The sequence below is a fragment of the Pelomonas nitida genome, from assembly GCF_043555975.1.
Classification (GTDB): domain Bacteria; phylum Pseudomonadota; class Gammaproteobacteria; order Burkholderiales; family Burkholderiaceae_C; genus Pelomonas; species Pelomonas nitida.
On record NZ_JBIGIA010000003.1, the window covers coordinates 242,518 to 262,393 of the forward strand.

The window sequence follows — 19,876 nt, forward strand, 5'->3', positions numbered from 1 at the left end:
CCCCGATCATCGACGCGCCGTGCTGCAGTACATCGCCGCCGCGCGGACTCGGGTGTAGGACGCTGCGTCATGCCGCTGTCGGCTCCTGGGCATCATCGCGTCATGCCTCTCCGCCGCCTTGTCGCCTGCCTCAGCGCCTGCCTCCTCTGCGCCCACGCCGCGACCGACGAGGTGCCGCTGGTTCGCCTGGATCACGTGCCGGTCGCCGTGCGCCACCTGGAGCAGGCCTCGCAGGACTACCGGGCCCTCGGTTTCACGCTCAAGCCCGGCCGCGCGCATGGCGATGGCCTGCGCAACGCCCACGTGAAGTTCACAAACGGCGCCGGGCTGGAGCTGATCACGGTGGACAAGCCGCAAGGCGAGCTGGCGCGGCACTACGCCGGCTGGCTGCGCGCTGGTGAAGGCCCGGCCTACCTGACGCTGCATGCCGCCGACGAGCCGCGCGCGGCAGCCGCCCTGCGCGCGGCCGGCATTGCGCACCGGCTCGGGCCCGAAGGCCTGACACTCGATGATCCCCAGCTCGCATGGCTGTTCTTCGCGGCCGACAACCGCTCGCCGAGCGACCGGCCCGCGCATTTCGCGCACATCAACGGCGCCGTGGCGACGCGGGAAGTTTGGGTGGCGCTCGACGACGGTGCCGCGCTGGCCCGCCTGCTCACGGCGCTGGGTGCGCGGTCGCACGACGAGGCGCGCACCGCGCCGTTCGCCGCGCGCGCCCGCGTGTACGAGCTGGCGGCCGGCGGCCGCGTCGTCGTCGTGCCGGCACGCCACCAGGTCGTGCCCGGCCATCCGGTCATCGGCGTCGTCATGGCCGCGCCGTCCGCGCCCGCGCGCGTCTGGCCGCCATCGCAAACGCACGGCCTGTGGCTGACCTTGCAGCCGGGCCCCTGAAACAGGCTCAGGTGGCCCAGATGCGCGGCGCCTCGCCGGGCAGCGCCCACAGCGACGCACGCCATGCCGCCCGCACCCGGCGCAGCGCGAGCGTGACGGCCTCGAGATCGTCCCCCACCACCCGCGCCAGCAGCAGCGCGCCTCGGGCGCCCTGCAGATGGGTGACGCCGGCCAGCGCCGTGTCGGCCAGTGCCGCCCGCCCGGCGGCCAGCAAGGCCTCGGCGTCGGCATCGGCCAGCGGCGAGGTCTGCGCATAGGCCAGCGTGCCGAGCACGCGGTGCCCGGCCAGCCCGCAGGGGCCGTCGAGCAAGGCGGCGTCCGCCGCGTCCAGCCACCCCCGGTCCAGCCACTGGCCGGTGATCTCCAGGTGCTGCAGCAGCCGGCCGCGGTCGAACGGTTGATCGGCCGCCGGCAGGCCCAGGCCCAGCACCTCGGTGGCGAACAGGCTGGCGCCGGCCGCCAGCGTGAACACCACCTCGTTGCGCGCGAGGCAACCGGGGTAGGCCAGCGTCTCCTGTGGCAGCCACTCCAGCCGCCCGCCCTCGCCCACGCGGGCATGCACCACCTGCGCGGCCTCGCCGGCATTGCTGCGGTAAAAGCGCGTGGCGGCCGGCGTCGTGACCAGCAGGTGCGCACCGGGCTGAACGTCCAGCCCGATGTCCAGCCGGTCACCGCCCACGAGGCCGCCCGGCGGATGCACCAGCACCGCGTGCGCGATGGCGAGGGACTCCGGGTACAGCGTCTTGAGCAGCCGCAGCGGCCCGTCATGCCGCGCCTGCACGCGCGTCGCCCCGGCATCGTCGCGTGCGGCGCTCAGCGTCAGCCGCGCCGGCCAGCGCACGCCGCCGGCCGCGCCCTGCGCCGGCTCAATCAACGAGCAGGCCCTTCTTCTCGATGAAGCTCACCACCTCGGCCAGGCCCTCGCGCGTCTTGAGGTTGGTCATGACCCAGGGCTTCACGGGGCGCATGCGGGCGGTGTCGCTGCGCATGACGTCCAGGTCGGCGCCCACGTGGGGCGCCAGGTCGGTCTTGTTGATGACGAAGAGGTCGCTCTTCGTGATGCCGGGCCCGCCCTTGCGCGGGATCTTTTCGCCGGCCGCCACGTCGATGACGTAGATCGTCAGGTCGCTCAACTCGGGGCTGAAAGTGGCCGCGAGGTTGTCGCCGCCGCTTTCCACGAACACGATGTCCGCGTCCGGGAACTTCTCCAGCATGCGGTCCACGGCCTCGAGGTTGATGGAGCAGTCCTCGCGGATGGCGGTGTGCGGGCAGCCACCGGTCTCCACGCCCATGATGCGCTCCGGCGCCAGCGCACCGGCCACGGTCAGCAGGCGCTGGTCTTCCTTGGTGTAGATGTCGTTGGTGACGACCACCAGATCCCAGCGCTCGCGCATCGTCTTGCACAGCATTTCCACGAGCGTGGTCTTGCCGGAGCCCACCGGGCCGCCGACGCCCACACGCAGCGGCGGCAGCTTCTTGGTGCGATTCGCAATGGCGTGCATCATGCGCGCCCCTCGTTCGCCAGAGGCGCCGAACGATCCCCCGAGGGCATGGCGAGTCGGCTTGGGGCGGCCCGGCGCCCGGCCGGTCGGGCAGTGGTGAGCATCAAGAGATTCATGAGCGGAACAGTCGCGAGTATTGGATTTCATGGCGGGCGCCATGGATGCCCAGCAGCGGCGCGAACGCCATCGGCTTGGGAGCAGCCAGCGCGGTCGCCACGGCTTGCGGAATGGCTTGCACGAGGCGTGCCAGCAGGCGCTGGCCCGAGGTCTGCCCCAACGGCACGCAGCGCACGGCCGCCTGCATCAGGTTCTCGGCCCAGCCGAAGGCGATGGCCTGCAGCGCCGCCTCCAGCGGCGCGCCGCGTGACGCAGCGGCAGCGCCCATGACGACGGGCCAGGTGGGCGCCGGGCGCAATTGCTGCAGCAGCGGCAGCACCGGCGCCTCCGGCACCAGGCCCTGCATCCAGGCGAGCAGGCTGCGGCCCATCTGCTGCACCTGCTGCAGGCTCTCGCTGGTCTCGCGGGTCTGCAGCGTCCAGGCGTTGAGGCCTGCGAGGCGCTGGCCGTCCAGCGCCAGCGTGGCGGCGTGCGCCGCAGCGGCGACGGGCAATTCGGCGCGCGCCTGCACGAGCTGGAGCTGGTTCAGCAGCCAGTCGCCGGCACTGATCTCGTCATGCACGAGGCCGGCGTCAACGGCCGCTTCCAGCCCCTCGGAGTAGCTGAAGCCACCCACGGGCAGCGCCGGCGAGGCGAGCCAAAGCAGGTGCAGCAGCGGCGAGGCGGTGTCGGCGGGGCGGGCGAGATCCAGGGGCATGCGGCCGATTCTCACCGCGAAGCGGGCGCCGCCCGGCCCAGCGCGGTCAGAAGTGGAAGGCGATGCCGGCGCCCAGCGTGCGCACCGTGACGGTCTGCTTCGGGCCGTTGGCCACCTCGCGCAGGTCGGCGCGAGTCCAGTCAGCGTTGAGGCTGGTGCTCCAACGGCGCGCGAACTGCCACGACAGCGACGCGCCGACATAGGGCTTGACCGAGCGGGTCGGGAGCGTGCCGGGGTTCTTTGACAGCACGTCCACGGCCGGCTGCAGTTCGAGCTTGTTGGCGACGATACCAAGGCGCGCCACGGCGCTGACATTGGTCGACAGCCGCGCGGTATAGGCTGCACCGAGGCCGACGCCCGTCACCTCGGCGGAATACTCATACCCCCAGATGCCCCAGTCCGCCTCGACATGTCGGTAGCTCAGCTCGGCGGCCCAAGACGGGTCAAGGCGATAGCCGGCGCGCAGGACGCCGCTGGAATCCACGCGGCTGCAGTAGACATCGGCCGGGCAGCGCAGCCCGACCTTGCCGTTGCCGATCTCGGCACTGAGGTAGGCCGTGTTCGCCTGGGGCGCCTGCGCCATGGCGGCGGCAGGCAGGATGGCGGCCAGCAAGGCCACAACGCGACGGATGGTTCTCAAGACTCAAGCTCCCTGGGTTGCGCGGGCCGGCTGCTTCGCTCAAGCGTAGGCGGCACCAACTGTCATGCTAACGGCACGGCCACACTGCGGGCCGCCGTGTTGGGCCGACACTCAAAAGTGGAAGGCGATGCCAGCCCCCAGCGTGCGCACACCGACTCGCTCCTTGGGTCCGTTGGCCACGTAGCGCATGTCGGCCCAGGTCCAATCGGCGTTCAGGCTGGTGCTCCAGTGGCGGGCGAACTGCCATGACAAGCCGAGACCGACATAGGGCTTCACGGAGCGGGTCGTGACGCTGTCGGGTTCGCTATCAAAAAACATGTTCCAGTCAGGCTGGTATTCCACCCGGTTGAAGGCACCGCCGAACCGCAGCAACGTGTGGACCTGCGGCGACAACGGCAGCGTGTAAGCCGCGCCCAGCCCGACGCCGGTGTATTCGGTCGTCGTTGGCCACCCAGAAAAACCTGTGCCAATCGATGCGCCTTTCACTTCAACAGCCCATGACGCATCAACGCGGTAGCCCGCCCGCAAAGCCCAATGGCGAGCCTCCCGGCTGCAGTAGTCAACGGCCGGGCAGCGCAGCCCGACCTTGCCGTTGCCGATCTCGGCACTGAGGTAGGCCGTGTTCGCCTGGGGCGCCTGCGCCATGGCGGCGGCCGGCAGGATGGCGGCCAGCAAGGCCACAACGCGACGGATGGTTCTCAAGACTTGGACTCCCTGGGTTGCACGGGCCCCGCCGCCCCGCTTCGATCGAGCGAGAGCCGTCGGCGCCGGGCGCGATGCTAACGGCACGGCCACGCTGCGAAAGCGCACGACGGTGCCCGCGCCGCCGTGAGGATTCACGCTCGGCGCCGCAACAGCAGCCGGCGTTCAGTGGTCGTGGCCGCAACCGGGGCCGTGCACGTGAGCCTGGCCCGCGCCATGGCCATGGTCATGCCCGCAGCCCGGGCCGTGCACGTGACCGGCGTCGTGCGCCTTCACCGGAATGGCCAGCGGGCGGCGCGTGGGCGCGGCCGGCTCCGCGCTGCCATGGTCGTGCGCATGCCCATGCTCGTGCGCGTGGCCGTGGTCATGACCGTGATGCCCGGCGCCCTCGCCATAGGCGCCGCCTTCGGGCTCGAAGGCGGCTTGGGCTTCGGTGACGATCAGATGCTGGCGGCGCAGCATGTCGGCCAGCACGGCGTCCGGCTCGAACTGCAGCAGCTCGGGGCGCAGTTCCAGCGGCACATGACGGTTGCCGAGGTGGTAGGCCGCGCGGACGAGGTCGAACGGCGAGCCATGCTCCGGGCAGAAGCGCACCTGCAGCACCGGCTGCGCGGCAGCGGCCACGCGTAGCAGGCCGCCGTCTTCGGCCACCAGCACGTCGCCGCCGCGCAGCGTGGTGCCGCGCGGCAGCACGACGCCGATGTCCCGGCCGGCCGAGTCCACGGCGGCAAAGCGGCTCTTGCTGCGGGTGTCCCAGTCGAGTTCCAGCAGCGGCGCGCGCTTGACGAGGACAGGGGCCAGGCCGTTACCGCCGGCAATGCGTTTGGTCGCGTGAATCATGGCGCGAAGTATCGGCGCACCGCAGATGACGGAATTCGCGAACGGGCACCCCGGCCGGCGCGATCGGCTCCCGCCAACGCGCCCAGTTCCAACTATTCCACACCTGGCCGAACGGCTTTCATCCGGTCCAATTGATATTTTTGACACATGCAATAGCATCAAAATCATCAAATAAAGACGGGATGCCCGCATGAAGTCCGATCTGCCGTTGCTGACGCCACACGATGTCGAGGGTTCCATGGTCGTTCCGCTTGCCGACACGCCCGTGCCGCGTCTGTCCACGCTCACCGTCGATGCGGCGGGTTTCATCGTCGACGCCAGCCCCGAGATGCTGCATCTGCTGGGCTACAACCGGGAGATGCTCGTCGGGCAGCAGCACGCCATGCTGTGCCCCGAGGAAGACCTCGCCCCGGAGGCCTTCAGGCCGGCCTGGCGCCGCGGCAGCGCCAGCAACGAAAGCCCGCAATCGAACCGTCGTATGCGCGCCGACGGTACGTCGGTGTGGCCGCAACTGGCCCACGTCCCGGTGCCGGGCCCTGACGGTCTGCCCAAGGCCTGGCTAGAAATCGCGCTGGACCCGCGCCCCGCACGCGTCGAGACGGCGGAGCTGAAGGCGCGCGACACCGCACTGGAGCGCTCCCAGGCGGTCATCGAATTCGACCTTCGGGGTCGCGTGCTGCGCGCCAACAGCAACTTCCTCGAAGCCATGGGCTACGACGCCGAGGACATCGTCGGTCGCCATCACTGCATGTTCTGCACACCAGAACATGCGCAATCGGCGGAGTACCTGGCGTTTTGGGAAGCGCTGCGACGAGGCGAATTCCGTTCGGGCGAATTCCAGCGCGTCGGGCGCGAGAGCAGCGAGGTGTGGATTCAGGCGACCTACAACCCGATGCTGGACGTGCACGGTCGCCCCTACAAGATCGTCAAGTTCGCTCATGACGTGACCGAGCAGAAACGCCGCACCGCCATCGCCGAGGGCAACCTGAAGGCCATCAGCCGCTCGGCCGCGCTGATCTCCTTCGACCTGCAGGGCCACGTGCTGACGGCCAACCCCAACTTCCTGCGCACGATGGGCTACACGCTGGAGGAAATCCAGGGCCGCCACCACAGCATGTTCTGCGACGCCGGGCACGCGCAGTCGCAGGAGTACCGCAACTTCTGGGCCGACCTGAACGAGGGCCGCTTCGTGACCGGCCGTTTCCAGCGCCAGGGCAAGCACGGCGCCGCCGTGTGGATCGAGGCCTCCTACAACCCCATCCTGGATCACGCCGGCCGGCCGGTGCAGGTCATGAAGCTCGCCATCGACGTGACCGAGCGCGTGCTGCGCGAGACGGCGGTCTCCGACAAGATCAACGCGATGACGCAGGAATTGGGCCAGTTGAGCGGCTCCATCGAAGGCATCGCCCGCCATGCCGACGACGCCAACCGCCAGGCCGGCGCCGCGCTGACCGAGGCCCGCACCGGTGCCGCCGTGCTGACGCGGGCCCGCGAAGTCATCGACGAGATCCAGCGCAATGCCGTGGAGGTGCAGCAGTTGGTCGAGACCATCGGCCAGCTCGCCGGCCAGACCCACCTGCTCGCCTTCAACGCCGCCATCGAGGCCGCACGGGCCGGCGAGCACGGCCTGGGGTTCTCCGTCGTCGCCGACGAGGTGCGCAAGCTCGCCGAGAAGTCGGCCAGCGCGGCGCGCCAGATCGCGATGGCGGTCGCCTCGTCCACCACGCGCGTGGATGATGGCAGCCGCTTGACGCGCAACGCCGAGGCGGCCTTCACCGCCATCGTCGGCGCCCTGGACAGCACCGGCCATCTCATCCACGACATCAACGGTGCGACGCAGGCACAGTCGGCCGCCACGCGCCGCGCCGCCGACCTGCTGGTGCAGCTCGCGGCCTCGGCCGTCGAGAACCGCGAGTGACCATGGCCGGCACGTCCGACGCCTGGGTGCTGGCCCGGCTGGGCGGCTGGCGGCTGGCCATCCCGGCCGATGCCGTGGAAGGGGCGCAGCAGCCCGCCGCGCCGCTGCTGCCCCTGCCCCGCCATCGCGGGCCGCTCGCTGGCCTGCTCGCCACCGACGCCGGCGTCGTGCCCGTCGTCGACCTGCCGGCCTGGGTGCAGATGCCCGAGCCAGACGATGCTGCTGCGGCACCGGCGAGCGCGGCGCGCCAGGAGGTGCTGATCCTGCGCCGGCAGCAGCGCCGCATCGGCGTGCGGGTGGACGAACTGCTGGGCGTGCGCCGCGCGTCGGCCACCGAGCTGAGCCGGCTGCACCAACGCCCCGACCCGGACGAACTGTTCGACGGCGTGCTGCAACCGCGCGACGGCTCCGCGCCGGCCGTCGTGCTGGAGCCGGGCCGTCTGATGGACCTCATCGCGCTGTGGGCCGAGGCCGCCGGCCTCGATGCCGCCACAGCGGCAACCGGCGCCGCGCCAGCGCCGCAGGCGACCGCCCCGGAGGTCGCGCTGTTCCGCGTGGCCGGCGCGGTGCTGGCCATCTCACCAGCCCATGTGCATGAGTTGTTGCCCATGCCGGCGCTGGGCTCCGTGCTGGGCAGCCGCGGCGCCACGCGGGGCTTCGCCGCCTGGCGCGGCCGCATGACGCCGGTCGTCGACGCGCCCTGGCTGCTCGATCAGCCGGCCGGTGCGGCGCTGCCGGCGCTGGCGGTGGCCCTCGGCGATGCCACCGGCCGTCAGATCCTGCTGGGCGTGGATGCGCTGCTGGGCACCGTGCCGCAGCCGCCTGCCGGCAGCATCCACAGCGCCGGGCCGGCGTGGCGCGGCGCCCCTTGGGCGCACGACGGCACGCTCGTGCAGCCGCTGGACGTGCCGGCCTTGCTGGACGCGCTGCCCGAGTCTCGCCTGGCTGCGGGCGCCCCACCGGCCGCCCGCGCCGCCACGGCCACCAATGAGCAGCCGCATCTGGTGCTGCAGGCCGGCACCAGCTTCGCGATGCCGCTGGCCGACGTGCTGACCATCATCGACGACGGCCAGCTCAACGTCGCGCAGATCGCGTGGCAAGGCAGGCAATACCCCATCCACCAGCTGGCCGCCGACGCCACCGGCCCGCTGCTGGCCCTGATGGAAGGCACGGCTGGCCGGCTCGCCCTGCGCGTGCAGCGCCTCGTGGCGCTGCTGCCTGCGCATGCGGCCGAACGCATGCCCGTGCCGGGCCAGCCTGGCAAGACCCTGTTGACCGCCCCGCACCTGCACGCCAGTTATGTCGTGAAAACCGCGAACGAGCTGGCCGCGCAGTGCAGCGCACCTTGACGATGAGCAGCGCTTCACGCGACGCTGACACGCAGGCTTGAACTGCCTTCGCCGCCCCCACCGGGAGTGGTTGTGGGCCGACGATGGACTTCACGGAAGGCTCTCCGCGATGCGCACGCCCGAACTTCTGCTGGTGGACGACGATCCCGCGATGATCCAGGTCATGGCCAAGGTGCTCCATGGCATCGGCCGCCTGCGCTTCGCCACGTCCGGCCCGCTGGCGCTGCAGAAGATGGCCGAGTTGCCACCCGATCTCGTGCTGCTGGACGGCGACATGCCGGAGATGGATGGCTTCGAGGTCTGCCGGCGCATGAAGGCCGACCCGGCGCTGCAGGACATCCCGGTCATCTTCGTCACCGGCATGAGCAGCACCGCCGAGGAACTGCACGGGCTGGAGGTCGGCGCGTCGGACTTCATCACCAAGCCCATCAGCGAGCCGCTGCTGATCGCCCGCACCCGCACGCAGCTGCGCGTCAAGGCGCTGACCGACCAGCTGCGCGAAGTCGCCGCCACCGACGGACTGACCGGTCTGTCCAACCGGCGCGCATTCGACGAGGCGTTGCAGCGTGAATGGGCCCGCGCGCAGCGCTCGGGCCGCCCGCTGGCACTGCTGATGCTCGATGTGGACCACTTCAAGGCCTACAACGACCACTACGGCCACCCAGCCGGCGACGACTGCCTGCGCCAGGTCGCCCAATGCCTGCAAGCCAGCATGCAGCGCCGCACCGACATGGTCGCCCGCTACGGCGGCGAGGAGTTCGCCGCGCTGCTGCCCGAAACGGACACGCCCGGCGCTCACGGCGTGGCGACCGCCATCCACGGCCAGCTGCACGCGCTGGCCCTGCCGCACCAGGCCTCGCAGACGGCGCCCCAGGTCACGGTCTCCATCGGCATCGGCACCTTCGGCCCCCGGGCGCTGGGCTGGCAGGCCGATCTCGCCAACCCCGACCCCGCCTCGTTGGTGAAGGCTGCCGACAGCGCGCTGTATGCGGCCAAGGCCGCCGGCCGCGCACGCAGCGCCCACCAGGACGTGCCTGATGCCCACGCTGCCACCGCTGACGGGCCCGGAGCCGCGCCATGAGAAGCCGCCGCCCCGGCGCCGCGATCGCCGCGACACCGGCCGCGCTGTTCATCGCGGTGCTGGCGCTGCTGGCCGGCGTGGCGGCCGGCCTGTGGCAAACCCGCCGCAACGAAGGCGTCATGGTGGAAGCCCTGGGGAAACTGGCCCAGCAGTCGGTGACGGAGGTCGTCGCGCGGCTGACCCGCTACGACGCCGGTCTGCGCGGGCTGCGCGGCGCCGTCATGGCGGCGGGCGAACGCAACATCCGCGGTGATCAGATCCGCGCCTACATCGACAGCCGCGACTTCGAGCGCGAGTTCCCAGGCGCGGCCGGCTTCGGCGTCGTCTGGAAGGTGACGCGCGCAGAGGAGGCCGCCTTCATCGCCAGGCGCCGCGCCGACAACGACAACGACTACGCCGTCCAGCAGTACAGCCCGCACGACGGCCCGCGCAAGCTGGTCGCATTCGCCGAGCCGACGTCTCGCAACCACCATGCGCTGGGGCTGGACCTCGCCTCGGAGCCGTCTCGCGACGAGACCACGACGAAGGCGGCGCGCAGCGGCGAATCGGCGCTCAGCCCGCCCATCACGCTGCGCATCGCCACGGAAGCCGGCAACGGCAGCCTGCTGCTGGCCTTGCCGATCTACCAGCCGGGCCGGCCGCTGGACACGCCGGAGCAACGCGAGGCCGCCGCCATGGGCTGGACCTATGCCGTGCTGGTCATCGACGAGGTACTGATCGGCCTGCAAGGCCAGCATCAGCTCTACACGCTCGCGCTGTTCGACCTGCCGCAGGACGGCACCGGCACACCGCAGCAGTTCTACGGCCGGGGTGACACGCAGCCAAGCGGCACGCAGCCCCTGACCCATGAGGCCGAATTCGACATGTATGGGCGGCGCTGGCTGGCCGCCTATCGTGCGACACCGGCCTTCGTCGACAGCCTGCACCTGAACGACCCGCAGGCCGTCGCGCTGACCACCAGCGGCACCGGCCTGCTGCTCGCGTCACTGGTGTTCTTCTGGGCGACCGCCAGCGCCCGGGCGCAGCGCGAACGGCTGGAGGTCGCGCGCCGGGCCGCCATCGTCGACGGCTCCGAGGACGCCATCATCGCGGCGACGCTGCAGGGCGTCATCACCGAATGGAACCGCGGTGCGCAGCGGCTGTTCGGCTACACGCCCGAAGAAGCACTGGGCGCCACCGCCGAAGCATTGCTATTGCCCGACGACTGCCTGGCCGACGAGGCCAAGTTCCGCGCCACCATCGCCAGCGGCAAACGGGTGCCACCGTTCGACACGCTGCGCCGCCACCGCGACGGGCATCTGATCGCGGTCTCGCTGTCCGCCAGCCCCATCCTCGATGCGCAGGGCACTTGCGTGGGCATGGCCAAGACGCTGCGCGACATGCGCGAGGCCCAGCGCGCGCGGGCCGAGCTGGCCGCGCTGAACACCAGCCTCGAAGAACAGGTGGCCGCCCGCACCAGCGAACTCGTCAAGGCACTGCGCGACAACACGGCGCTGCTGCAGACGCTGGACCGCTTCGCCATGGTCGCCGTGGCGGATCACGAGGGCCGCATCACCGAGGTGAACTCGCGCTTCTGCCGCGTATCGGGCTTCAGCAGCGACGAGCTGATCGGCCGCAACCACCAGGTGCTGGCCACCGGAGACCAGAGCACCGACTTCCTGGACGACATGTGGGCCCAGCTCACCCGCGGCCAGACCTGGCGTGGCGAGGTGTGCAACCGCGCCCGCGATGGCCAGCTGTACTGGATCGACAGCATCATCGCCCCGGTGCGCGACAGCGACGGCCGCATCGAGAAGTTCATCTCCATCAGCGCCGACGTCACGCTCATCAAGGGCCTGCAGCAGGAGGCCGAGCGCGCCCGCCAGGCCGCCGAGGAAGCCAACCGCTTCCTGCAGCAGGTGACGGACCGGCTGCCGCTGCGCATCGCCTACCTGGACCGAGAGCACCGCTACCGCTTCGTCAACGCCGCGCAATGCCAGGCCTACGACCTGCCCCGCGAGGAGCTGATCGGGCTTCTGCCGCAGCTCTTCTTCGATGGCCGCCCCCCCGCGCATCTGGCGGACGACTTCGATGCCGTGCTGGGCGGCGAGGCCCGCACCTATGAGGCGCAGATGCCCACCGCGCAAGGCGGCCTGGCCGACTATGAGGTGCGACTGGTGCCCGACATCCGCGAAGGCGACGTGCGCGGCTACTACTCCGTCGCGACCGACATCTCCGTGCGCAAGCGCGCCGAGGCGGAGCTGCGGCGCACGCTGACGACGCTGCGCGCCGTGCTAGATTCGGCCACGCAGGTGTCCATCCTCAGCGTGGATCTCGACGGCGTCATCACGCTGTTCAACCGCGGCGCCGAGAAGCTCACCGGCTATGCCTCGGCCGAAGCCCTGGGCCACCGCGTGCTGGACCTGCTGCACGACCCCGGCGAGGTCGAAGAGCGCCGGCTGACCATGGAGCAGCAGCTGGCCAGGCCGGTGAGCCGCAACCAGGTGTTCATCGACACCGACCACCTCGGCCAGTCCTCCGAGTGGACCTACCGCCGCAAGGACGGCAGCCGTGTGCCGGTGTCGCTGGCCGTCACGCAGGTGCGCGACGACACCGGCAACCTGGTCGGCCTGCTGGGCATCGCCCACGACGTCAGCGCCCGCCGCGAGATCGAGAAGAGCCTGCGCGAGGCCATGCACCGCGCCAACCAGGCCAACCAGGCCAAGAGCGAATTCCTGGCCAACATGAGCCACGAGATCCGCACGCCGATGAATGGCGTCATCGGCCTGACCTACCTGCTCGGCCACACGCCGCTGACGCCCGAGCAGAGCGGCTTCGTCGCCAAGATCAAGTTCGCGAGCAAATCGCTGCTGGGCATCATCAACGACGTACTCGACCTCTCCAAGATCGAGGCCGGCGAGATGCACATCGAGCGCGCACCCTTCGCGCTGCCGTCGCTCATCGACGAGCTCGGCGAACTGATGGCGCTGCAGGCCGAAACCAAGAAGATCGGTTTCACCGTCGTGCGGCCCGACGACCTCGTGCCCACGCTGGAGGGCGACGCCACGCGACTGCGCCAGATCCTCACCAACCTGCTCAGCAACGCCATCAAGTTCACGAGCCAGGGCGAGGTGCGCCTGACCGTGGAACAGCAGTTGCCGGACGACGAGCAGGCGCCGGTGGCACTGCGTTTCGCCGTGCGCGACACCGGCATCGGCATCCCGCCCGAGGCGCTGGAGCGCATCTTCCAGCCGTTCGCGCAGGCCGACGCGTCCACCACGCGGCGCTACGGTGGTACGGGCCTGGGCCTGTCCATCGTCCGCCAGCTCGCCACCATGATGGGCGGCGCGGTGCAGGCCTCCAGCGAACCGGGCGTGGGCAGCGAGTTCGTCGTCATGCTGGCGCTGCCGCGCGCGCATGACTGGACCTTGGCCGCCGACCACGCGCAGCCCACGCCGGATCGGCAGAGCCTGGCCGGCCTGCACATCCTCGTCGTGGACGACAGCGAGCTGAACCTCGAGGTGGCGCGCCGCATCCTGGAACTCGAAGGCGCCCGCGTGTCGCTGGCCGAGAACGGGCAACAGGCCGTGGACCGCCTCATCGACGCCCCCACCGGCTACGACCTCGTGCTGATGGACATGCAGATGCCCGTGCTGGACGGTCACGACGCCACGCGGCGCATCCGCAGCGGCCTGGGCCTCACGGACTTGCCCATCATCGCGTTGACGGCCGGCGTCACCGTGGGCGAACAACAGCGCGCCACGGCGGCCGGCATGAATGACGTGCTGGGCAAGCCCTTCGAGCCCGAAGGCCTCGTTGCCTGCATCCTGCGCCACGTGGGAGACAAGCCACGCACGGGCGCGGCCAGCGCGCCTGCTGCGCCGGCTTCGCCTGCAACCTCCGCCTCCGTGGCTCAGGCCTCACAACCCGCTCAACCCGCTCGGCCCGGCACGCCGGCCTGGCCCACCTTGACGGGGCTGGAGCTGACCGACGTCCAGCGCCGACTCGGCGGCGACCTCGCGCTGTTCCGGTCGCTGCTGGCGCGCATGCTGGATGAGAACGCCGATCTGGAAACGCAGCCCGCCGGCGCACCCAGCGACCATGCACTACCCACGTTGGCGCGGCGCCTGCACAAGCTCAAGGCGGCCGCCGGCACGCTGGGCAGCCCCGTGCTCGCGCGCATGGCCACGGCGGCCGAAACAGCCTGCCTGGCAAACGACGCCGAGACGGCCCGGCAGCAGCTGGCCAAGGTCGCCACCGAGCTGCGGGCGCTGCGAGACACGACGCGCGAGTTCCTCGCGCCGGCCGACGACACGGCGGCGCCCGCCGATGACGCCACGCCCGCACCGGCGCCCCTGGACGATGCCGCCATGCGCCAGCTGCGGGCGCTGCTGGCCGACAACGACCTGGCCGCGTTGCAGCAGCTGGAGCAGTTGAAGCCTTCCCTGCGCCGGCAGCTGCCCGCCGAGCGCTTCGAGCAGTTGCAGCGCCATCTCGCCGACCTCGACTTCGACGCCGCCGCGCAGGTGCTTGACGCACTGGCCTGACAAGGCCGACCACGCCGGCCGCTCCGTGCAAACGATGCGTCATCGGTACGGCCCGGGCCGATAGCATTGCCGCCGCCTAGGGAACGCGCCAGCCCGGCACGCGCCCCGCAGGCCTCGCCTCGCCCGGTGACCGCCATGAACCTCGAAACGCTGACCGTCTCACTCCAGGACCACATCGCCACGGTGCGCCTGAACCGCCCCGACAAAGCCAACGCGATGAACGCCACCATGTGGCAGGACATCCGCCGCGCCTTCGACGGCCTCGACGCCCAACCTGAGGCCCGCGTCGTGGTGCTGGAGGGCGAGGGCCGGCATTTCACGGCCGGCCTCGACCTGCAGATGATGATGGGCATCGCCCCCATGATCGAGGACGCCTGCGACGGCCGCATGCGCGAGAAGCTGCGGCGCGTGATCCTGGACATGCAGGACACGCTGACCAGCCTGGAGCGCTGCCGCAAGCCGGTGCTCGCGGCCATCCACGGCGCCTGCGTGGGCGGCGGCATCGACCTCGTCAGCGCCGCCGACATGCGGTATTGCAGCGCCGACGCCTACTTCTCCATCAAGGAGATCGACATCGGCATGGTGGCCGACGTCGGCACGCTGCAGCGCCTGCCCAAGCTGCTGGGCTCGCAGGGCCTGGTGCGCGAGCTGGCCTACACCGGCCGTCGCGTGGAAGCCGCCGAGGCGCGCGAGATCGGGCTCGTCAACCGCGTGTTCGACAGCCGCGAGGCACTGCAGGCCGGTGTGCGCGGGATCGCCGCGACGATCGCCGCCAAGTCGCCGCTGTCCATCCGCGGCACCAAAGAGCAGCTGAACTACGCCCGCGACCACTCCGTGGCCGACGGCCTCAACCACATCGCCACCTGGAACGCGGCGATGCTGATGAGCGAGGACCTGCAGAAGGCCATGATGGCCGGCAAAGATGCCGCGCCGTCGTTCAGGGATTGAGATGATGGACGTGGACGCCGGCACGGCGGCCTTCTACGACGGCTACGCCACCCAGCTGGAAGCCACCGAGGCCAGCCGCAGCGCGATGCTGGGGCTGCTGGCGGCCACGCTGCCGCCCGGTGCCAGCGTGCTGGATGTGGGCGCCGGCTCGGGCCGGGACGTGGCAGCGCTGCGGGACCTAGGCTTTGACGCCTTCGGCGTGGAACCCAACCCGGCCATGCGCGACACGGCACTGCGGCTTCGCCCCGCCCTGGCCGGCTGCCTGGCCGACGCCAGCCTGCCCGCGCTGGGCCGCCCGTTCTCTGACCGCTACCCGCAGGGCTTCGACGCCGTGGTGTGCAGCGCCGTGCTGATGCACGTGGCGCCGGCATCACTCGCCGCCGCACTGACCGCGCTGGCGCATCAGCTGCGGCCGCCGCGCCACCAGGAGCCGGCGCACCTTCGCCCGGCGTTGGCCTTGTCGCTCCCCGAGATGGACGCGGCCCAGCTGCAAGACGACCGGGACGCCGACGGCCGGCGCTTCCACAACCACGCGCCCGCCCTCGTCGAGGCCTTGCTCGGCGAGCTGGGCCTGACCACCGAACGGGCCGACGTCAACGACGCCGTGCTCGCCAGTGCCAGCACCCGCTGGCACATGCGTGTGTTCAGGCGCCGTGCTGCCCCGTAGATCGCGATCAAGACCCTGACGGAAGCGGCCCGAAGCGATCGTCACGCCCGCGCTCGAGCTGCCGCAGCCGCCGCTCCAGGTCGGCGATGTCTACAGCATCGTGCAGGAAGCGTTCGTCGTCGCCCGCCGCCCACCAGGCGCACACACCCCGCAGCCACGCACCGAAGCGCCGGCGCGGCAACGGGATGGCGATGATCAGGGGCCGGCGGGCGGTGCGAAGCATGGCGGGTTCGTTCGTGGCAGAGAGCGTCACGATAGATACCGGCTCTGGCGCCGCCAAGGCACAGCAAGCACGGCGTCGGGCCATGCTGTATCAACCGGCCGGCTGACACAGCGCGCAGGCCGCCCCGATGTCTGGGCCTCGCGCGGATGCTTCAGCGCCGCAGTGCTGGCCGCGGCCCGCTGACGGTCAACGCGGCGACGGCCGCGCGGCGGCCGCCAGCGCCTTCAAGCCGTTGCCGATCTGATCACGACGGCCTTGCGCGGCAGCGTCGAGGCTGGTGTCGTCGTCGGCCATGGCCAGACCGGCGTTGTCCAGCACCTGCCGCGCCTCGGCCACCGACAGCCCGAACACCGGAGCCAGCGTGCGCAGCGGCGCACGCGCCAGCGTCTGCACGGCCAAGGCCGGCACCGACGGCTCGCCGCTCACCGGACGCAGCAGCGACGTGCCCACCAGCAGCGCCAGCGCAAAAGTCAACAGCGCCACCGCCGGGCGCCGGCCGGCGAAATGGCGCTTGAACAACGTGAAGTTGCCCGCCACATGCAGGACCGCCGCCGCCAGCACGCCCCAGCCCAACCAGGCATGGATCTCTTCCTGCAGCGGCGAATGGCGGTGGAGAAACATCAGCACGCCGGTGCCGGCCATCAGCGCAAAGCAGGCCAGCAGCAACGGTGTGGCCCAGGCGCGCGACACGGTGGGGAAGTTCATGAAGAAAGAGGTCGGGAAGCAACCGACGCACACGCCAATGAGAAGCGGGCGATCATCCGCACACCACGTGAACGCTGCATTGCTGGCCGCCAAGTCCCTCCTTCAAAGGCTGGTATCGAGGCCCTTCTGTTGCGGGGTTGACTTGCGTCAGTGTCGCCCGCATGCACCGTGCCTAGAGTGGTGCATCGCCTGCTTGCGGCGGCCCGCGCCGCCCCTTCTCTCCATGCTCGATTCCAAGAATGCACACGTCTGGCTGGTCGGCGGCGGCATCGCCTCGATGGCCGCAGCCACCTTCCTGATCCGCGACGCCGGCCTGCCGGGCCACCGCATCCACATCCTCGAGGAACTGGGCCTTGCCGGCGGCTCGCTCGACGGCAGCAGCTCGCCCACCCAGCCCGGCTACGTGACGCGCGGCGGCCGCATGCTGTGCGAAGAGGTCTACCAGTGCCTGTGGAACCTGCTGGAGGGCATCCCGTCGCTGGAGAAACCCGGCCTCTCCGTCCGGCAGGAAATCGTGGCGTTCAACGAGCAGGTGCACACCGACGCGCATGCCCGCCTGATCGGGCACGGGCCGCGCATCCTCGATGCCCAGCAGTACGGCCTCAACGGCCGTGACCGCGCCGAGCTGACGCGCCTGCTCGCCACGCCCGAGGCGCTGCTGGGCGCCCGTCGCATCGACGAACTCTTCTCGCCGTCCTTCTTCGCCAGCAACTTCTGGCAGATGTGGCGCACCACGTTCGCCTTCCAGAACTGGCACAGCGCCATCGAGCTGCGGCGCTACTTCCTGCGCTTCCTGCAGGAGTTCCCGCGCATGCACACGCTGGCCGGCGTGCGGCGCACGCCCTACAACCAGTACGACTCCATCGCCGTGCCGCTGCAGCGCTGGCTGCTGGCCCAGGGCGTGGACGTGCGCTTCGGCCACCGCGTGACCGACATCGATTTCGACCAGCACGACCGCACGCGGCGACGCGCGACCCAGCTGCATGTGCTCACCGCCCAGGGCCCGCAGGCCATCGCCCTCGGCGACGGCGACGCCTGCTTCGTGACGCTGGGCTCCATCACCGCCGACGCCACCTACGGCAGCAACACCGAGCCGGCGGAGCTCATCCGCGACCGGCGCGATGGCGCGTGGTCGCTGTGGGAGACGCTGGCCCGCAAGGCCGACGACTTCGGCCGCCCGCACACCTTCTTCAATGTGGACGACAACAAGTGGACGTCCTTCACGCTGACCATGCACGGCCGTACGCTGCTGGACCGCATCATCAGCTTCAGCGGCAACGAGCCAGGCACCGGCGCGCTGATGACGCTGGTGGACTCCAACTGGTTGATGTCGCTGGTTGTGCCGCACCAACCGCACTTCCCCGACATGCCCGCCGACACCTACACGGCCTGGGGCTATGGCCTGTTCGTCGACGCGCCGGGCAACTTCGTCGACAAGCCGATGGCGGCCTGCGGCGGCCGCGAAATCCTGGACGAGTTGCTGCAGCACCTCGGGTTCGACGACATCCGCGCGGCAGCGCTGGCCAGCACCGACGTCACGCCGGTCATGCTGCCCTACGCCTCCGCGATGTTCGCGCCGCGCAAGCCGACCGACCGCCCGCGCGTGCTGCCGGAGGGGGCGGCGAACTTCGCCTTCCTGGGCCAGCACGTGGAGCTGCCGGAGGACACGGTCTACACCGTCGAATACTCCGTGCATTGCGCCATGCACGCGGTCTATCAGCTGTTCGGCGTGAACAAGCCCATCCCGCCGATCTATCACGGCCTGCACGATCCGCAGGTGGGCCTGCAGGCGCTGACCGCTGCGTTCAGCTGACGAGCTGAAGCATGGCGCCACCGGCAACCATGCCGGTGGTCAATCAGCGGGAACGCCCTGGCTCACCCCGCCAGGGCAAGCGGCTCAGAACTGCAGGAAGCTGAAGCCGGCGCCCACGCTGGTCTGGCGAAAGTTGTAGTCGGTCAGCGTCTCGCCGTAGCCCCGGAACAGCTGCACATACCAGCGCAGGCCGTTGGGCTGGTCGCGGAACACCGGGTAGGTCCACTCGAACTGCAGCGCGCCGTACTTGGCGTCCTTCAGCGTCGTGCGGTAGGTCAGCTGCGCGGTGTGCTTCTGGTGCGCCCAGTTGACCTGGAACTCACCCCGGCCGCGGAAACCGACGAGGTCGGGATTGTTGTCGGTGGCCGCGTCTTCGTTGAGCCGCTTGAGCAGCCGCGCCACGACCGACCAGTCGCCGCGCTCGAAGCCGGCCACGACGTTGACGCGGTTCCAGCTGCGCGACAGCGGGTCCGATTGACCGTTGGACTGGTGCGTCAGCCCCAGCTGCGCATAGCGCCACTGCCAGCCCAGCGGCAACTGCCGCCACGACTCAGGCGTGGGCACGACGTACATCAGCTCGGGCTCGTAGTCGCTGTTGCGAAAGGGCTTGGAATCCTTGCCGTTCCAGATCTGCCACATGGCCTGCTGCGTGAAGCCCGCCCACAGGTCGGCGCCGGGCAGCCCCACGTCCTGAGCGAGCTTGGTGCGCAGCGACAGCTGGAACTTGGCCTCCTCGCGCTTGTAGTTGGGCTGTTCCACCATCGCCTGGCTGGGCGACTGCGGCGCGCGGTTGATGCGGCTGGTGCGGTGCAGCGGCAGCACGTAGTTGGCGCGGTAGCCGACGAAGTTGAAGACACCGCGCTTGTCCTGCGGGTCCAGCTCCCAGAACTTGGACATCAGGCTGGGCGGCTCCTGCCGCTCCGCAGCGACCGCCACGACCTCGCCTTTGGGCGCCAGCAACGAGGTCGATGCGGGCACTACCGTCGGCGCTCCACCCGTGGGGTTGTCCACATAGGCCGGCGGCGCGGCGGGCGCGATGGCGCGGCCCATCGCCTTGTCGTAGCAAGCCAACCGGTCCGCTGGCGGGCCGATGTCCACGCATTTGTCCAACGCGGCCGCTTCCGGTGCGGCCCCTTGGGCCCATGCCCCCAGGGTCACCTGCGCCGACATCGCCACCAGCGCCGCCGGACGCCACCTCGCCCCTGCCCTCTGCACGCTCATCACGCCTCCCTTTTGCGCTCGACCACGCCGCTCGCG

The 19,876-nt window shown here is 70.6% G+C and carries 17 protein-coding genes; 8 read left to right on the forward strand and 9 right to left on the reverse strand.

The features are described 5' to 3' along the window. The first annotated feature begins 102 nt into the window (after positions 1 to 102). Positions 103 to 891: a VOC family protein gene (locus tag ACG00X_RS05490; protein ID WP_394487000.1), complete on the forward strand. Its 789-nt coding sequence runs from the start codon at positions 103 to 105 to the stop codon at positions 889 to 891. 7 nt (positions 892 to 898) lie between these two features. On the opposite strand, the gene ACG00X_RS05495 is transcribed toward ACG00X_RS05490, so the two are convergent. From ACG00X_RS05495 to ureE, 6 genes are all read right to left on the reverse strand, one after another. Continuing rightward, positions 899 to 1,765, reverse strand: coding sequence for an urease accessory protein UreD (locus tag ACG00X_RS05495; RefSeq protein ID WP_394487001.1), 867 nt, complete (start codon positions 1,763 to 1,765; stop codon positions 899 to 901). After that, on the reverse strand, positions 1,758 to 2,396 hold the full coding sequence (ureG, locus tag ACG00X_RS05500; protein ID WP_394487002.1) for an urease accessory protein UreG: 639 nt from the start codon (positions 2,394 to 2,396) through the stop codon (positions 1,758 to 1,760). The genes ACG00X_RS05495 and ureG overlap by 8 nt, the downstream gene beginning before the upstream one ends. Before the next feature lie 109 nt (positions 2,397 to 2,505). After that, the gene (locus ACG00X_RS05505) at positions 2,506 to 3,207 is read right to left on the reverse strand and encodes an urease accessory protein UreF (RefSeq protein ID WP_394487003.1); all 702 of its coding nucleotides are present in this window, start codon (positions 3,205 to 3,207) and stop codon (positions 2,506 to 2,508) included. A gap of 46 nt (positions 3,208 to 3,253) precedes the next feature. Further along, positions 3,254 to 3,847, reverse strand: a complete 594-nt coding sequence (locus ACG00X_RS05510; RefSeq protein WP_394487004.1) for an outer membrane beta-barrel protein — start codon at positions 3,845 to 3,847, stop codon at positions 3,254 to 3,256. A gap of 111 nt (positions 3,848 to 3,958) precedes the next feature. Then, a complete protein-coding gene (locus ACG00X_RS05515) occupies positions 3,959 to 4,522 on the reverse strand; it encodes an outer membrane beta-barrel protein (RefSeq protein ID WP_394487006.1) in 564 nt (187 codons plus the stop codon). 192 nt (positions 4,523 to 4,714) lie between these two features. Then, a complete protein-coding gene (ureE, locus tag ACG00X_RS05520) occupies positions 4,715 to 5,389 on the reverse strand; it encodes an urease accessory protein UreE (protein WP_394487007.1) in 675 nt (224 codons plus the stop codon). Positions 5,390 to 5,579: 190 nt separating this feature from the next. Between ureE and ACG00X_RS05525 the strand changes: the two genes are divergently transcribed. From ACG00X_RS05525 to ACG00X_RS05550, 6 genes are all read left to right on the forward strand, one after another. Then, positions 5,580 to 7,307 (forward strand): methyl-accepting chemotaxis protein, encoded by a 1,728-nt coding sequence (locus tag ACG00X_RS05525; RefSeq protein ID WP_394487008.1) that lies wholly within the window; start codon positions 5,580 to 5,582, stop codon positions 7,305 to 7,307. Positions 7,308 to 7,309: 2 nt separating this feature from the next. Next, positions 7,310 to 8,656 (forward strand): chemotaxis protein CheW, encoded by a 1,347-nt coding sequence (locus tag ACG00X_RS05530; protein WP_394487009.1) that lies wholly within the window; start codon positions 7,310 to 7,312, stop codon positions 8,654 to 8,656. 109 nt (positions 8,657 to 8,765) lie between these two features. After that, positions 8,766 to 9,737: a diguanylate cyclase domain-containing protein gene (locus tag ACG00X_RS05535; RefSeq protein WP_394487010.1), complete on the forward strand. Its 972-nt coding sequence runs from the start codon at positions 8,766 to 8,768 to the stop codon at positions 9,735 to 9,737. Then, complete coding sequence (locus tag ACG00X_RS05540) at positions 9,734 to 14,263, forward strand: PAS domain S-box protein (RefSeq protein WP_394487011.1); 4,530 nt, start codon at positions 9,734 to 9,736, stop codon at positions 14,261 to 14,263. The genes ACG00X_RS05535 and ACG00X_RS05540 overlap by 4 nt, the downstream gene beginning before the upstream one ends. A 135-nt stretch (positions 14,264 to 14,398) precedes the next feature. Continuing rightward, positions 14,399 to 15,211: a crotonase/enoyl-CoA hydratase family protein gene (locus ACG00X_RS05545; protein WP_394487012.1), complete on the forward strand. Its 813-nt coding sequence runs from the start codon at positions 14,399 to 14,401 to the stop codon at positions 15,209 to 15,211. A gap of 1 nt (position 15,212) precedes the next feature. Then, on the forward strand, positions 15,213 to 15,878 hold the full coding sequence (locus ACG00X_RS05550; protein ID WP_394487013.1) for a class I SAM-dependent methyltransferase: 666 nt from the start codon (positions 15,213 to 15,215) through the stop codon (positions 15,876 to 15,878). Between the two features lie 7 nt (positions 15,879 to 15,885). On the opposite strand, the gene ACG00X_RS05555 is transcribed toward ACG00X_RS05550, so the two are convergent. Further along, a complete protein-coding gene (locus tag ACG00X_RS05555) occupies positions 15,886 to 16,101 on the reverse strand; it encodes a hypothetical protein (protein ID WP_394487014.1) in 216 nt (71 codons plus the stop codon). 186 nt (positions 16,102 to 16,287) lie between these two features. Next, complete coding sequence (locus ACG00X_RS05560; RefSeq protein ID WP_394487015.1) at positions 16,288 to 16,806, reverse strand: DUF4405 domain-containing protein; 519 nt, start codon at positions 16,804 to 16,806, stop codon at positions 16,288 to 16,290. 223 nt (positions 16,807 to 17,029) lie between these two features. Here ACG00X_RS05560 and ACG00X_RS05565 point away from each other — a divergent pair, with 223 nt between their 5' ends. Continuing rightward, positions 17,030 to 18,619 carry an oleate hydratase gene (locus ACG00X_RS05565; protein WP_394487016.1) on the forward strand — a complete coding sequence of 530 codons (1,590 nt, stop codon included), beginning with the start codon at positions 17,030 to 17,032 and terminating at the stop codon, positions 18,617 to 18,619. Between the two features lie 84 nt (positions 18,620 to 18,703). Here ACG00X_RS05565 and ACG00X_RS05570 read toward each other — a convergent pair whose 3' ends face one another. Then, positions 18,704 to 19,840 (reverse strand): phospholipase A, encoded by a 1,137-nt coding sequence (locus ACG00X_RS05570; RefSeq protein ID WP_394487017.1) that lies wholly within the window; start codon positions 19,838 to 19,840, stop codon positions 18,704 to 18,706. Positions 19,841 to 19,876 lie beyond the last annotated feature (36 nt).